At 35.9% G+C, this 14,319-nt stretch carries 14 protein-coding genes; 13 read left to right on the top strand and 1 reads right to left on the bottom strand.

All coding sequences use genetic code 11. From position 1 onward, the window contains the following. The first annotated feature begins 12 nt into the window (after positions 1 to 12). From grpE to cmr6, 13 genes are all read left to right on the top strand, one after another. Complete coding sequence (gene grpE / locus IEW44_RS10890) at positions 13 to 579, top strand: nucleotide exchange factor GrpE (RefSeq protein ID WP_188615079.1); 567 nt, start codon at positions 13 to 15, stop codon at positions 577 to 579. A 51-nt stretch (positions 580 to 630) separates the two neighbouring features. Beyond that, a complete protein-coding gene (dnaK, locus tag IEW44_RS10885) occupies positions 631 to 2,466 on the top strand; it encodes a molecular chaperone DnaK (RefSeq protein WP_188615078.1) in 1,836 nt (611 codons plus the stop codon). 139 nt (positions 2,467 to 2,605) lie between these two features. Further along, positions 2,606 to 3,721, top strand: a complete 1,116-nt coding sequence (gene dnaJ / locus IEW44_RS10880; protein WP_188615077.1) for a molecular chaperone DnaJ — start codon at positions 2,606 to 2,608, stop codon at positions 3,719 to 3,721. 14 nt (positions 3,722 to 3,735) lie between these two features. Beyond that, positions 3,736 to 4,677, top strand: a complete 942-nt coding sequence (gene prmA, locus IEW44_RS10875; RefSeq protein ID WP_188615076.1) for a 50S ribosomal protein L11 methyltransferase — start codon at positions 3,736 to 3,738, stop codon at positions 4,675 to 4,677. 54 nt (positions 4,678 to 4,731) lie between these two features. Then, complete coding sequence (locus IEW44_RS10870) at positions 4,732 to 5,472, top strand: 16S rRNA (uracil(1498)-N(3))-methyltransferase (RefSeq protein ID WP_188615075.1); 741 nt, start codon at positions 4,732 to 4,734, stop codon at positions 5,470 to 5,472. A gap of 79 nt (positions 5,473 to 5,551) precedes the next feature. After that, the gene (locus tag IEW44_RS10865; RefSeq protein WP_188615074.1) at positions 5,552 to 6,103 is read left to right on the top strand and encodes a DUF308 domain-containing protein; all 552 of its coding nucleotides are present in this window, start codon (positions 5,552 to 5,554) and stop codon (positions 6,101 to 6,103) included. An 845-nt stretch (positions 6,104 to 6,948) separates the two neighbouring features. Beyond that, positions 6,949 to 7,770, top strand: a complete 822-nt coding sequence (locus tag IEW44_RS10860; protein WP_229704225.1) for a DUF6602 domain-containing protein — start codon at positions 6,949 to 6,951, stop codon at positions 7,768 to 7,770. 4 nt (positions 7,771 to 7,774) lie between these two features. Next, positions 7,775 to 8,671, top strand: coding sequence for a hypothetical protein (locus IEW44_RS10855; protein ID WP_188615072.1), 897 nt, complete (start codon positions 7,775 to 7,777; stop codon positions 8,669 to 8,671). Further along, positions 8,668 to 10,278 (top strand): type III-B CRISPR-associated protein Cas10/Cmr2, encoded by a 1,611-nt coding sequence (gene cas10 / locus IEW44_RS10850; protein WP_188615071.1) that lies wholly within the window; start codon positions 8,668 to 8,670, stop codon positions 10,276 to 10,278. The genes IEW44_RS10855 and cas10 overlap by 4 nt, the downstream gene beginning before the upstream one ends. Beyond that, entirely contained in the window at positions 10,271 to 11,335 is a 1,065-nt protein-coding gene (locus tag IEW44_RS10845; protein WP_188615070.1) for a type III-B CRISPR module-associated Cmr3 family protein, read from the top strand. Before cas10 ends, IEW44_RS10845 begins: the two co-directional genes overlap by 8 nt. Beyond that, positions 11,332 to 12,108: a type III-B CRISPR module RAMP protein Cmr4 gene (gene cmr4 / locus IEW44_RS10840; RefSeq protein WP_188615069.1), complete on the top strand. Its 777-nt coding sequence runs from the start codon at positions 11,332 to 11,334 to the stop codon at positions 12,106 to 12,108. The genes IEW44_RS10845 and cmr4 overlap by 4 nt, the downstream gene beginning before the upstream one ends. Next, positions 12,108 to 12,464 (top strand): type III-B CRISPR module-associated protein Cmr5, encoded by a 357-nt coding sequence (cmr5, locus tag IEW44_RS10835; protein ID WP_188615068.1) that lies wholly within the window; start codon positions 12,108 to 12,110, stop codon positions 12,462 to 12,464. The genes cmr4 and cmr5 overlap by 1 nt, the downstream gene beginning before the upstream one ends. Then, positions 12,454 to 13,515 (top strand): type III-B CRISPR module RAMP protein Cmr6, encoded by a 1,062-nt coding sequence (gene cmr6, locus IEW44_RS10830; protein WP_188615067.1) that lies wholly within the window; start codon positions 12,454 to 12,456, stop codon positions 13,513 to 13,515. The genes cmr5 and cmr6 overlap by 11 nt, the downstream gene beginning before the upstream one ends. Before the next feature lie 569 nt (positions 13,516 to 14,084). Here cmr6 and IEW44_RS10825 read toward each other — a convergent pair. Beyond that, positions 14,085 to 14,319: universal stress protein (locus IEW44_RS10825; RefSeq protein ID WP_188615066.1), on the bottom strand; the 235-nt coding region annotated here is incomplete at its 5' end.

Here is a 14,319-nt window from a genome sequence, read left to right as displayed (position 1 = left end):
AGGAGGTCAATCATGACAGAAGAAAAAAAAGAGACACTGCCAGTTGATGAAGTGGAGACAGCTGAAGAAGCGACTGTCACTGAAGAATCAACTGAAACAGTAGAAGAAAAAACAACGGAGCAATTACTACAAGAGGAAATCGAAACGTTAAAAGCACAACTTGCGGATGAGCAAGAGCGCCATTTGCGTTTACGTGCAGACTTTGACAATGTGCGTCGACGTCAAACAACAGAGCGCGAGGCCATGCAAAAATATCGTGCGCAAGGTTTATTAACAGATTTACTTCCTGTTTTAGATAATTTTGAGCGCGCATTACAAGTTGAAGCAACGACAGAAGAAAGCGCATCGATTGTTAAAGGCATTGAGATGGTTTATAAATCATTAGTAGAAGCTGTTGAAAAAGAAGGCTTAACTGTGATTGAGGCACTCGGTAAAGAGTTTGACCCTAATTTCCATCAAGCTGTTATGCAAGAACAAGATGCCGACCAGCCATCAGGCGTAGTGTTACGCGAAATGCAAAAAGGCTATCAATTAAAAGACCGTGTTATTCGTCCATCTATGGTTTCTGTTAACGAATAATTCGTTTTAAATAAAGCAAAGAACAATGATTATTTAGGAGGAACATAAATTATGAGTAAAATTATTGGTATTGACTTAGGTACAACAAATTCATGCGTGTCTGTATTAGAAGGTGGCGTGCCTGTAATCGTAGCTAACCCAGAAGGTAACCGTACTACACCATCTGTTGTATCTTTCAAAAATGGTGAAAAACAAGTTGGTGAAGTAGCAAAACGCCAATCTGTAACAAACCCTAACACAATTATGTCTATTAAATCAAAAATGGGTACAAATGAAAAAGTCACAATTGAAGATAAAGATTATTCACCACAAGAAGTATCTGCAATGATTTTGCAATACTTAAAAGGTTTCGCAGAAGACTACCTTGGTGAAAAAGTAACGAAAGCTGTTATTACTGTACCTGCATACTTCAGTGACGCACAACGTCAAGCAACAAAAGACGCGGGTAAAATCGCTGGTTTAGAAGTAGAGCGTATCATTAACGAGCCAACAGCAGCAGCACTTGCTTATGGTTTAGAAAAACAAGACCAAGACCAAAAAATCTTAGTTTATGACTTAGGTGGCGGTACGTTTGACGTATCCATTTTAGAACTTGGCGATGGCGTTTTTGAAGTATTAGCAACTGCTGGTGATAATAAATTAGGTGGCGACAACTTTGATGATGCTGTTATTGATTACTTAGTAGCAGAATTCAAAAAAGAAAATGGCATTGACCTTTCAAAAGATAAAATGGCTGTTCAACGTTTAAAAGACGCAGCTGAAAAAGCGAAAAAAGATTTATCAGGTGTCACATCAGTTGATGTATCACTACCATTCATCACAGCAGGTGCTGACGGTCCATTACACTTAGAAGTGAAATTAACACGTGCTAAATTTGATGAATTAACACATGACTTAGTAGAGCGTACAATTGGACCAGTTCGTCAAGCATTATCAGACGCAGGTTTATCAGCTTCTGAAATTGACCAAGTGATTTTAGTTGGTGGTTCAACACGTATTCCAGCTGTACAAGAAGCCGTACAAAAAGAGACAGGCAAAGAGCCACATAAAGGTGTTAACCCTGATGAAGTAGTAGCGATGGGTGCAGCTGTACAAGGTGGCGTACTTACAGGTGATGTACAAGATATCGTATTACTAGACGTAACACCATTATCATTAGGTATTGAAACTATGGGCGGTGTATTCACAAAATTAATCGACCGTAATACAACAATTCCAACATCTAAGTCAGAAGTATTCTCAACAGCAGCTGATAACCAACCAGCGGTAGATATTCATGTATTACAAGGTGAGCGCCCAATGGCTGCAGATAATAAAACATTAGGTCGTTTCCAATTATCTGATATTCCAGCAGCACCACGTGGTGTGCCACAAATCGAAGTAACATTTGATATTGACAAAAATGGTATCGTTTCTGTAAAAGCGAAAGATTTAGGTACGCAAAAAGAACAAACTATTACAATTCAATCTGATTCAGGTTTAACAGATGAAGAGATTGAGCGTATGGTTAAAGATGCAGAAGCAAATGCAGAGGCAGATGCAAAACGCAAAGAAGAAGCAGAAATCCGCAACCAAGCAGATCAACTTGTATTCCAAGTGGATAAAACAGTAACAGACTTAGGCGAGCAAATTACAGAAGAAGAAAAAACATCTGTTGAAGAAGCACGTGATGAGTTGAAGAAAGCACTTGAAGGCGAAGATACAGAAGCTATCAAAGCAGGTAAAGAAAAATTAGAAGGCATTTTACAACCTTTAGTAATGAAAGTGTATGAGCAAGCGGCTCAAGCTGCCCAAGCAGCTCAAGGTGAAGCGGGCGAAACACCAGAAGGCGGTAAAGATGACGACATTATCGACGCAGACTTTAAAGAAGTAAAAGACGATAAATAATTGAACTATTAGAGCCAAAGCTGTGTTGGCTTACTATGTCGACAAAGTCCAAGCTTAGGGCTTTGTCGATATTTTTTAGTGCGAAAACAAGCAACTCTTGTTAGAATGAAACGTATGTTAAAGAATCGGAGTGTGAATGATGGCAAAACGCGATTACTATGAAGTATTAGGTGTAGAAAAATCGGCATCTAAAGACGAACTCAAAAAAGCCTATCGTAAATTATCAAAACAATACCACCCAGATATTAATAAAGAAGCGGGTGCGGACGAAAAATTTAAAGAAATTGCAGAAGCATACGAAGTATTAAGCGATGATACAAAGCGTGCAAACTATGACCGTTTTGGTCATGCAGGAGCTAATCAAGGTTTCGGTGGCGGAGCAGGCGGCTTTAGTGGTGGCGGTTTCGGTGGATTTGAAGATATTTTCAGCTCATTCTTTGGCGGTGGAGGCCGTCGTGACCCAAATGCACCAAGACAAGGAAATGACTTGCAATACCGTGTCGATTTAACCTTTGAAGAAGCTGTGCATGGCGTTAAGAAAACAATTAAGATTACAAAAGAAGAAGAATGTTCAACTTGTCATGGCTCTGGCGCAAAACCAGGCACAAAGCCAACTACATGTTCACATTGTAATGGTACAGGTGAGATTAACCAAGCGGTAGATACACCATTTGGTCGCATGATGAATCGTTCAACGTGTCGTTATTGTGATGGTACAGGTAAAGAAATTAAAGAGAAATGTTCAACTTGTCATGGTGCGGGTAAAGTAAATCGTCCAAAAACGATTGAAATTACAGTGCCAGCAGGTGTGGATAATGGTCAACAAATGCGTGTCTCAGGTGAGGGAGAGCCAGGGATCAACGGTGGTCCAGCAGGAGATTTATACGTTGTATTCCGCGTAAAACGTCATGAATATTTTGACCGCGATGGTGATGATATCTTCTTTGAATTAAATATCCCGTTCACCACAGCTGCATTAGGCGGTACAGTAGAGATTCCTACATTGTCAGGTAAAGGTGAATTAAATGTTAAAGCAGGTACACAATCTGGTCAACGCCAACGTTTGCGTGGTAAAGGCGTGAAAAATGTTAATGGTTATGGTACAGGTGACCAAATTATTACAATTAATGTAGTCACACCAACAAAAATGACAGAACGACAAAAAGAGTTATTAAAAGAATTTGCTGAAATTAGCGGTGATGAGCTAGGTGATGGTGATTCATTCTTTGATAAAATGAAAAAGAAATTTAAATAAGAGGAGTGGCGAACGTGCATTGGACTGAAATTTCCATTCATACAACGAATGAAGCAGTAGAAGCTGTATCCCATATTTTACATGAGGCTGGTGCTAGCGGTGTTGTAATTGAGGACGCAGCCGATTTAACGAAAGAGCGAGAAGACCGATTTGGTGAGATTTATGCACTGGATGCTAATGATTTTCCGGATGACGGAGTTATTGTGAAAGCTTATTTATCGGAATCAAGCTTTTTGCATGAAACAATTGAAGAAGTGAAAGCAGCTATTACAAATCTACATGCTTTTAATATTGATGTTGGTCGTAACATTGTAACGATTAAAGAAGTGAATGAGGAAGATTGGGCAAATGCTTGGAAACAGTATTACCACCCTGTTAAAATTTCGCAACGCTTTACTGTCGTACCATCTTGGGAAGCTTATGAGCCAGTTGATAGTGATGAGTTAATCATTGAGCTTGACCCTGGTATGGCTTTTGGCACTGGCACTCATCCTACAACTATTTTATGTCTACAAGCACTGGAACAATATTTAAAAGAAGGCGAGACTGTAATTGATATTGGCACCGGCTCAGGTGTATTATCAATTGGTGCAGCCCTTTTAAAAGCAAAACATGTACATGCCCTTGATTTAGATGAAGTAGCTGTGCGTGCAGCAAAAGAAAATATTGCATTAAATCGTGCCGATGATGTAGTAGAGGTACACCATGGTAATTTATTAGATACCGTAAAACAACAAGCCGATGTTGTAGTAGCTAACATTTTAGCAGAAGTGATTTTATCATTTACAGACGATGCCTTTAAAGTAGTGAAACCAGGCGGCTTATATATTACATCAGGTATCATTGGTGCCAAAAAAGAAGAAGTAAAAGCAGCACTAGTTGCGTCTGGTTTTGAAATTGTTGAAACAGTAACGATGGAAGACTGGGTAGCAATTACAGCTAAGAAACCACAATAAAACAGAACGCCAATAGCAAATTTGTTATTGGCGTTTTTTTGAGGAGTGATGGGAATGCAACGCTATTTTAGCGAACAAGAATTTGTAAATGATAGGTTAACGATTACAGGAGACGATGCAAAACATATCTCACGTGTAATGCGTATGGCTGTTGGAGATGAAATAATTGTTGTAGTCAAAGCAGAAGCACATATTTGTAAGATTACACAAATAGATGAAGCAATTTCAGTAGTGACCACGAATCAAATAATTACATCGCCTGAAATGCCTGTACAAGTTACGATAGCGTGTGGTTTACCAAAAGGTGATAAATTGGAGCTTATTACACAAAAAGGCACAGAGTTAGGGATGCATGCACTTATTCCATTTGAGGCCAAACGTTCCATTGTAAAATGGAATGACAAAAAAGGTGTAAAGAAAGTAGAGCGGTTGCAGAAGATTGCCAAAGAAGCTGCTGAACAAAGTCACCGCACAATAATACCAGTGATACAACAGACGAGCACTTTTTCACAGCTTATTGCACAACTAGTACAATACGATATGGTATTCCTTGCCGATGAAGAGGAAGCAAAAACAATAACAAGTCAGTCCTTTAAAGAGCATCTGCAACAAGCAAAAGAGCGAGGTGTACAATCTATACTTTGTATTTTTGGCCCAGAAGGTGGTATTGACCGTCAAGAACAACAGCAGTTAAAAGCATCAGGTGCTCATATTGTAGCTTTAGGGCCAAGAATTCTACGTGCTGAAACAGCACCGTTATACGCATTATCTGCCATTTCATATGCGTATGAATAATTTTTACATTAAATGGACTTATTAATAAATATAACGTATGATAAATGTGACAGAATACGGATAAGAAAGGAGAAAAGCGATGATTGATCTAATCAAAAAAATACGAGCACATTTAATTATAAACAGTATTGTTTGTATTGCTTTAGGCGCATTTATTTTATTTAAGCCCAAATTAACGTATCATTCTGTAGTCATTATTTTTTGTTTATACTTAGCATTACTTGGTATGATTAGCTTATTTAATGGCTTTCAAGCTAAAAAAGCACATCATAATCCCCTAGCATTATATACAACAGGTGTATTTTATGTAGTTCTAGCTGTTATACTTTATTTCTTTGCAGATGAGATTATTAAAATTGTGCCATTATTGATTGGTGTCATTATTTTACTAATTGGTGTACGTCAATTAATTCATACGATTGGCATTGACCGTAATGCTGGTATCAATAAGAGTATTTTCTATATTTATAGCGTTGGTTTAATCGCCTTAGCTTTATTCTTATTGATTCGTCCAGTAGAAAGTATTGTGACATTGTTCCAAATATACGGTGCAAGTTTAATTGCGATCGGTATTATTGATTTACTATTGTATATTTATTTAAGACGTAATTTTAAAATTCATAGAGTATAGTAATGAAATAATGAACACACTTAAAAGCATCATTTTCTTTGATAAGGAAAATGATGCTTTTTATGATGTGTAAAAGGCCAGAGATTTTGATTGATAAAGTTAGCTGTGTCCCAACTTCTTTTGAATATACGTCTATTATTAGAAAATCACTTACGGATCGTTAACATAACCATTTTGAGATTAGGCTATAAAGTTCAGCAGTAAATCAAGCACTTAAATAAATTGTAAAGTTGTTTTGTGCGAACCTGATGTGGCGAACCCGAAGTGCCCATGAAATCCCTGGGGGGTTCGCACACCAGATAACCAAAATAAAGGGCTGATGGAATCGAATAGGATGAAGAACTTTCCAATAAACCCTAGATATAGTACAATAAATGCGTGAGATAACCATATCTCGCAGTCACTCCCTACATGGGGAGTGTGGATTGAAATAAATCCGTGATCCAACATCTCTTGAATCTCTGCAGTCACTCCCTACATGGGGAGTGTGGATTGAAATTCAATAGGTGCCTGTATGGTCACCACATTACCTATGTCACTCCCTACATGGGGAGTGTGGATTGAAATATTGTTAGATGTTTATTAATTGGTATGGGTGCGCCGTCACTCCCTACATGGGGAGTGTGGATTGAAATATCTTGTGAAAGGCTTGATAGTTTCGATTGCATCGTATCGAGTCATTCTCTATATGAGCAGGTGAATTGAAATAATATATGATGATTTATTAAGAGACTGAATAATGTTGTTCATACAGTAAAAGCCACTTTCTCTCAGGAAAGTGGCTTTTACTATATATGACATATATGTGTTACCATAGTATTGAATAATTAATGGGAGGTAATACCATGACTCAGAAAGAATATATCGTTAAAAGTTTGATTCATAATTATCGAAGCGAAGAGAAGTCTATAGTTGAGCAGTTATTTTTCAAAGCACATCATAATGTAACCATTGGTACGTATAGAGAGCAAGTGTGGCAAGAATTATTTGAAAATATAGTACCAAAGAAATTCGTGGTAGAACAATCTGTTTTTATTATTGATTCTGAAGGAAAGATATCAAGTGAAGTGGATTTGGCCATTTTAGATGTGATGTATACACCATATATTTTTAAAAAAGGTCAATTGAAGTTTATTCCGATTGAAGCTGTAGCTGTAGCTATTCAATGTAAAAGTATAAGCCGTACAAAGTTTAAAGATTTAAAGCTTTGGACAGAATCTATTAAAGCGCTTAAAACTGTTCCAATAGGTATTGCTAGAATGGCAACCATGATTAGCCAAGGCGGGAGTCTAACGCAAAAATCTACAAGACCTTTACTTGTATATTGTTATTTAGGGGAATCAAAGCAAGATAAGAATGAAAAACTTTTTGATATTTCAATACGGGCTAACCAAGAAAAGGGACAATTAGAAGTCTCAATTAAATCAACATTTAACAAATTGAATGATGTGTATCGAGAATTAAATTTCTGTAAAGAAGCAGACTTCAAAGCTGATGAAGGATTAAAAAACCGACAACTAGAAGATTATCGTGTGAAAGAAAAAGAAACTGAGGTCTCTTTATTATCGTTAAACTTTATTTTAAATCAAGCATTAATGTTGTTAAATAATCCAATGTTATTTCCGCATAAAGCATATGTAGAGATGTTCAATAAAGAAAGGGTATGAGACTTTGCATAAAGTTAGTTTTCACACACAAGTATTAAGCCCACTCATGAGTTATGGTAGTGAGTTAAAGCCAGAGTTGCGTGCTACAGAAATAAAAGCTCTTATGCGTCAAACTTTTCGAATTAGTCATGTTTTATTAGATAGCAAATCTTTATTTATAGAAGAGAGTAAATGGTTTGGTGATGTTAAAACAGCTTCTTCACCAATCAGTTTACAAATAAAAGATAAAAAAGAAGTGTGTATTCGCCAAAATCTTTTGCTGCACGATAGGAAAAGTGAAGAAGCATCTAATAGAGAAATGCGTTGCTTTAGTGAGGCTACAGAATTCACTTTACTATTACGTGGAAAAAACTTGTTAACAGCAGATAAGTTTAAAGAGTATCAAGACCTCTTGCGTTTTTCTATTTATTTGGGAGGTATCGGACGAAGAAGTAGGCGCAGTAGAGGTGCGATTAATTTTAAAGATCATATGTGTGCCAATAAAGAGGATTTAATAACTTTTTTAATGGCTATGCTAGATAAATTTTCTCCAAGTTGTTTTATACGAAAAGCAAATATGATTATTAGTTCAAGTAATCCTACTAATCGTCCAACAATTGAAAAAATAGAAATTGGTGAGACCTTAAACGAAGAATCTATTCAACAATTTTTAAAAGCTGTTGATCAAGCATCTCATGATAGCCGTAGAAAAGAAAATGGTCAGCTTTTTGCAACAGGAGCTATAAAGGATAGAAAAATTACCGGATCTGAAAAATTTGCTTCAAGTCTAATGGTTAGTCTTGTTAAGACGAAAGACCAATGTATATATCCTATTTATGTTTTTGTAAAACCTGTTACTGGTATGAAAATTTACGATAATAGAGAAGAGTTTTTAACTTATGTAGAAGGAGGCAAGTCATGAGTAACGCATTAATGCTGTTTACTATAGGTCCTGTTCAGCAATTTGTGGGCCCCTCAAGAAAACTTAAAGATTTATATTCAGGTAGCTTTTTACTTTCACATCTAGCTATTCAAGCGAAAGAATTTTTTGAGAAAAAACAAGTGAAAGTGATTATTCCTGCTCCCAATATTGTAAGTGCGCCTAATCGACTTGTTGTACAAGTTGAAAATATTGAGGAAGCTGAGCAATTAGCTAAAGCAGTAAATACTCATGTACACCAAGAGTTTTTAAATATTAGCAAAAAAGTTTTTGAAAAAAGTAATTTGATGTTTACACAAGAAGTTAAACAGCAGTTAGAAACTTTTTTAGAAACTAATTGGGTCGTACAGCAAAATAATGGTACATTCCAAACTAACTATAAAAATCTTCTTGTGAATATGCATGGCATTAAAAACACACGTATGTTCAAACAAATTACAGAAAAGCCTGGACGGAAATGTGATTTGTATGAACAGTACAATGCTTTAATCACCAGCAATGAAAAGTCATTACAGAACTTACAACGTACGAATTTGAAACGTGGAGAAAACCTTTCAGCAATTTCTCTAGTCAAGAGAAATCTTGATAAATGTAAATTGCAATATTTTGATATGGAAGTTAGTTCTGTAGCTTACATGTTACTAAAAAGCTATTTACCCTCCACAGTTAATTTAGATAAATTAAAGGATGAAGGGTCTGAAGCTTTATTTGATTTGAAAAATAATGAAGATATTTCAAACCACAAAGAATACAAACCTGAGACTAAACAAACTGCCTTAGGTTTATATGACCAATATTCAAATGAGATTGGCAGCCCTTATTATGCGATTGTGAAGTTAGATGGGGACGGTGTTGGCACAAAATATCAAGAAGTGACTAGCATTGAAATTTCGCAAAACTTAAGTGAAGCTATAAGTGGATTTTCTCAAAAAGCTAAAGAAATCATAAAAGAGAATCAGGGCGTATGTGTATTTGCTGGTGGCGAAGATATACTGGCTTTTTTTCCGTTGCATAAATTATTTAAAGCTTTATCCATGTTAATAAAGGAATTTGGCATGATTAAGGAATTAAACTATCAAGGGACACTATCTGCGGGCATAATCATTACCCATTTAATGACGCCACTTAAGCCTTTACTAGAGCAGGTGGAGAGTTTAGAGGCTCATGCAAAAGCAATAGATGAAGATAAAGCAGCGTTCTCTATGAATATTATAAGAAGAGGTGGGCTCACGACCCCTTTACGTATGAAGTTCGGAAAAGATGGAGAAAATCTAAAGGTAGTAGAAGAATTAATTAAAACTCTTCATCTTCAAGAAAATTCGACGTCCTTTATTCAAAATGTGCTCACGTTATTAACGAGTATTAAATCTACAGTAAATGAAGAGATGTTGATAGTGTTACTACGTAAGTTATTGACGAACAGTTTAGCTAACGCTAGCCTAGAAGAACAACTGGGAGTTTTTATTAGCGTCTACGAAGTAGTAGATAAAGATATAGAATCATTTTTATCTCTATTACAACAATCTACGTTTTTGGCAAGAAATATACGTAAGGAACAACCTAGGGGGAGGTTAGAAATTGATGTATAAGATAGATGCTGTTGATACTCTTACCTTTAGAGGGGCTAACCCATACGATGCAGGAGTAAACTTTCATAGTGCTAGTTTGTTTCCTCCTTCTCCTGCCACATACGCGGGAGCATTTAAAAATAAAAATGAACTGAAAGATAGAGAATTAAAAGTCGGCTTTAATGGGCTTATGCTAGATAATGAATACGCCTTTCCACAGCCGCTAGATACAATTGTTGTGAATGATTATATTCATACAATGCACCTAGAGAAGTCAAGTCATAGTAGTCATGAGTTAGCTTATAAGTTAGTGCCTTCTCAAAAAGTAGATAAAAAACTAAAAATACTAGGTGGAGCTTACCTGAAGCTCAGTGCATTTGCAGAGTATCTAGAAGGAACAGAACAACAGGCGTATGTAGCATTAGGAAACTTTATCACAAAAGAGACACATACAGGCATAGCGATGAAATGTGATACACATACTACTGAAGAAGGTATGTGGTATACCGAAGAATCCATACGTTTAAAAACTTCGAACCATACTTGTTCGTTAGTGACAGATGTAATTAAAAAATCGCCTCTTGTTGATGGTGACATAGTAAAGTTAGGTGCTAATCAACGACTAGCTACAGTAACTAAAACGGATGGATTAACCATAAAAGGTCCTAAGACAAGTAAATACTTCAAGTTGTATTTTGCAACACCAGCTATTTTAAAGCATGGGTGGTTACCAAGATGGTTAGACCCTGTAACAAAGGAAGGCGTATTTACTCATAAAAGAAGACGTGTAAAGCTTAAATTATTAGCAGCGGCAATAGGAAAACCTGTTCCTATAGGAGGATACTCCAACAATGGGCCGCGTCAAATGCACTTAGCAATCCCAGCAGGAAGTGTGTATTACTTTGAAGTCTTAGAAGGTAAGCTGGAAAATATAGAAAAACTCTTCCATCAAAAATGTATAAGTGATTACCGTAATCAACTAGGATTTGATTATGAGTGGTGGAGCAGATTGGTTTATTGTGATAGAGGGTTTGGCTATACAATCGTAAGTAGCGTTGAGGAGGAAATATTTAAATGACAATTATCCATGATAGATTTATACACTTACTGTCTCCAATGCATGTAGGGGGCAATTTTGAATTTAGCGTAGTAGATCAACCAATTCAGCGAGAGGGACACACTGGTTTTCCTAAAATTGAAGCATCAAGCTTTAAAGGAAGTGTCCGCCATTATTATGAAAGAGTAACGAGTGAGGAAGTGAAAGAGAGCCAGTTGTTTGGTTCTACTGAACAAGCAGGCAAGTTAACATTTACTGATGCAAGCATATTATTTTTCCCTATTCGCTCCGCAAAAGGTGTGTATGCTTTAATTACCTGTCCGACCTTACTAAAAAGGTATTCTGCTAGTAGTAATATTAGTATCGAAGATAACCAAGCTAGCGTTACTTCTAAGAAGCTATGCATTGATAATAATGTATTATTAGATGAATATTTATATGAAAATGTGGAAGAAGACTCTGATTTTAAAGAGTTAGTTAGTGGAATTCAAGGTTATATGCCAGAAGTAGAGCTTACTGACCGAGCTTTATTATTATCAGATGATGACTTTGCTTATTTTGTCAAAAATCATACAGAGATTATTACGAGAACTGCTATAAACTCCGAAAAAGGTATCGTAACAGACGGAGCATTGTTTAGTGAGGAATATGTTCCGATGGAAGCTATTTTCTACGTGCAAATTCATGGTGAGACTAAATATATAGAACTCTTAGATTTAGATGTATTGCAAATAGGAGGTAATATGACTCTTGGGAAAGGATTTGTTAAAATCTACAAGGGAGGGGACATATAATGAGAAATATCCAAAATGAAAGAGCAGCCTTTGCCTATGAACGTGTAAGTAGTATAAAGGATAAAAAGAAATTTTTTTCTTTAGTCCGTACGGTCCCAGCTAAAATTCAAATGACAGGTCTAGCGACGACTACAGCTTTTTTATACTCTAAAAAGAAGGAAGAAGAACATAAGGAACTTTATAATATAATATCTAATTGGTTAATCACACAAAAATTATTAAAAAAAGAAACTGAACTTATGAAGGCCATTACTCAATCTACCAATGAACAATATCGAGCGATGGCTAATGAGGTACAGCAATTATTAATATGGGTGAAGCGTTTTGCAGAAGGAATGACTCCAAATGAAAAATAAATACTATGTGCCATCAGCTGCTCAAGATTTTATAGGGAAAAGTTCTAATCATTATTCTGATTTTTATCGCTACTCCTTTAAAACCGAGGGTGGTAAGTTCGTACCTAAGATGAATAAGTCTCTGATTAAGCAACTGGTACCTCAAAAGTTAACTCTCTATCGAGAATATTTAACCCGGAATTTTGATGAGGTCATTACATTGGCGTATAAACCAGAGAAATTAATAATTAATAGTGCTCTAACACCCTATACAGGTCATGCTACAACAGCACTACATAGTGTTTATGGTGTCCCTTATATCGAGGGATCCTCAATAAAAGGGCTTGTGAAAAGTTGCATACTTCAAGAAATGCCTACTGTTGAACAGCAGGAGTGGTTTAAGTATGCATTTGGTGTAAGTAGCGAAAATAGTAAGGATAAGTATGGCCAAGGAAATATTGTGTTTTTAGATAGTTTTCCTGAAAAGGAATATAACTTGGTTCAAGATATTCAAGCACCACATTATTGGAAATATTATCAAAGTGAAGGGGGTCAACCGGCAACTGATGATTCAAATCCAAATGTTTTTAATTTTTATGTAGCTGAAAATACTACATTTATTATTCAAATAGGTATTTTAGAGAAATCAAAACCGATTACTAAAGAAATTTTAGATTATAGTATACAAGCTCTGTGTGATTATGGTTTAGGTGGTAAAACAGGAGTGGGATATGGATTAGCGGATACAGTAGAAGATGTCTCACAGTTATATCAACAGAAATTTCTTCAAAGGAAAAAGCAAAAAACTCGACAAGAAGAAGCTGAAAGAGAAAAGAAGCGTGTAGCAAGTTTATCACCTATTGATTATTTACATGAACAAATTGATAAGCTAACGCTAAACGAGCAAGATATAGAGCTTTCAAAGAGTGGAATCTTTAACGAAGTCATTAAATTGAGTACAGAAGATACAAAGTTAGCTGAAAAGCTATTGAATTATTGGCAATCAATACCTAATATGAGGGGTTCCAAAAAGCAGAAAGAAAAGGTTAGTCAGCTAAAGAAACTATTATAATAGAAATGCGAACCCCAAGTGCCCATGAAATTAGCGGGGGGTTCGCACACCAGATGACTCAAATAAAGGGCTTATCAAATAGCATAGAATAAAGAAATTTCCAATAAACCCTAGACATAGTACCATAAAGGCGTGAGATAACCATATCTCGCAGTCACTCCCTGCATTGGGAGTGTGGATTGAAATTCCGTCATCGGCATCGCTTGGTGTGTTAGCATACTGTCACTCCCTACATGGGAGTGTAGATTAGAATTTAAGTATGCAAGCAACTATAATAAAAGCCGTTACTTACTAGGACTAAACCTAATAGGTAACGGTTTTTTCTTTGCTTATTTAATTTCTACATTTACAGGAATATTTTCAATCTCATCAAAAATTTCATGGTTGAAAATGTGTAAGGACATTTTTAAGTTTTCTTTTAGTTCAAGAAAATCATAATTTTCCACTTCCATAATGTTCATTACAGCTTTAGCCTTTTTACCATCTGCAACTTCTTGAGACGTACTGTAGATTGTAGATTCAAAATGATAATATATTTTCTAATACAAGTTTGTCTCCATCTTTTTCTTTTATTTTACAATCAGTACAGGACATTTTGCTGTTTTTAACACTTTGTGACTCACACTACCAATCACAAATTCTTGTAACGTATTTAAACCTCTACTCCCAAGAATAATAATATCTATTGCATGTTGGTTAGCGAAACGTACGATTTCTTCACTAGGCGAGCCATGTAAGATTTCTGTTTGATAAGTGACATGAGCCAAAGATAAGAGTTGTTCAATCGGTGCCACTTTTTGTTTT

The organism is Lysinibacillus alkalisoli (genome assembly GCF_014643595.1).
In the GTDB taxonomy this organism is placed as follows: domain Bacteria; phylum Bacillota; class Bacilli; order Bacillales_A; family Planococcaceae; genus Metalysinibacillus; species Metalysinibacillus alkalisoli.
This window is presented reverse-complemented; position numbering and strand designations above follow the sequence as displayed.

Coding starts and splice junctions, on each gene's coding strand:
- grpE (WP_188615079.1), top strand. CDS start 13: ATGACAGAAGAAAAAAAAGAGACACTGCCAGTTGATGAAGTGGAGACA.
- dnaK (WP_188615078.1), top strand. CDS start 631: ATGAGTAAAATTATTGGTATTGACTTAGGTACAACAAATTCATGCGTG.
- dnaJ (WP_188615077.1), top strand. CDS start 2,606: ATGGCAAAACGCGATTACTATGAAGTATTAGGTGTAGAAAAATCGGCA.
- IEW44_RS10870 (WP_188615075.1), top strand. CDS start 4,732: ATGCAACGCTATTTTAGCGAACAAGAATTTGTAAATGATAGGTTAACG.
- IEW44_RS10865 (WP_188615074.1), top strand. CDS start 5,552: ATGATTGATCTAATCAAAAAAATACGAGCACATTTAATTATAAACAGT.
- IEW44_RS10860 (WP_229704225.1), top strand. CDS start 6,949: ATGACTCAGAAAGAATATATCGTTAAAAGTTTGATTCATAATTATCGA.
- cas10 (WP_188615071.1), top strand. CDS start 8,668: ATGAGTAACGCATTAATGCTGTTTACTATAGGTCCTGTTCAGCAATTT.
- IEW44_RS10845 (WP_188615070.1), top strand. CDS start 10,271: ATGTATAAGATAGATGCTGTTGATACTCTTACCTTTAGAGGGGCTAAC.
- cmr4 (WP_188615069.1), top strand. CDS start 11,332: ATGACAATTATCCATGATAGATTTATACACTTACTGTCTCCAATGCAT.
- cmr5 (WP_188615068.1), top strand. CDS start 12,108: ATGAGAAATATCCAAAATGAAAGAGCAGCCTTTGCCTATGAACGTGTA.
- cmr6 (WP_188615067.1), top strand. CDS start 12,454: ATGAAAAATAAATACTATGTGCCATCAGCTGCTCAAGATTTTATAGGG.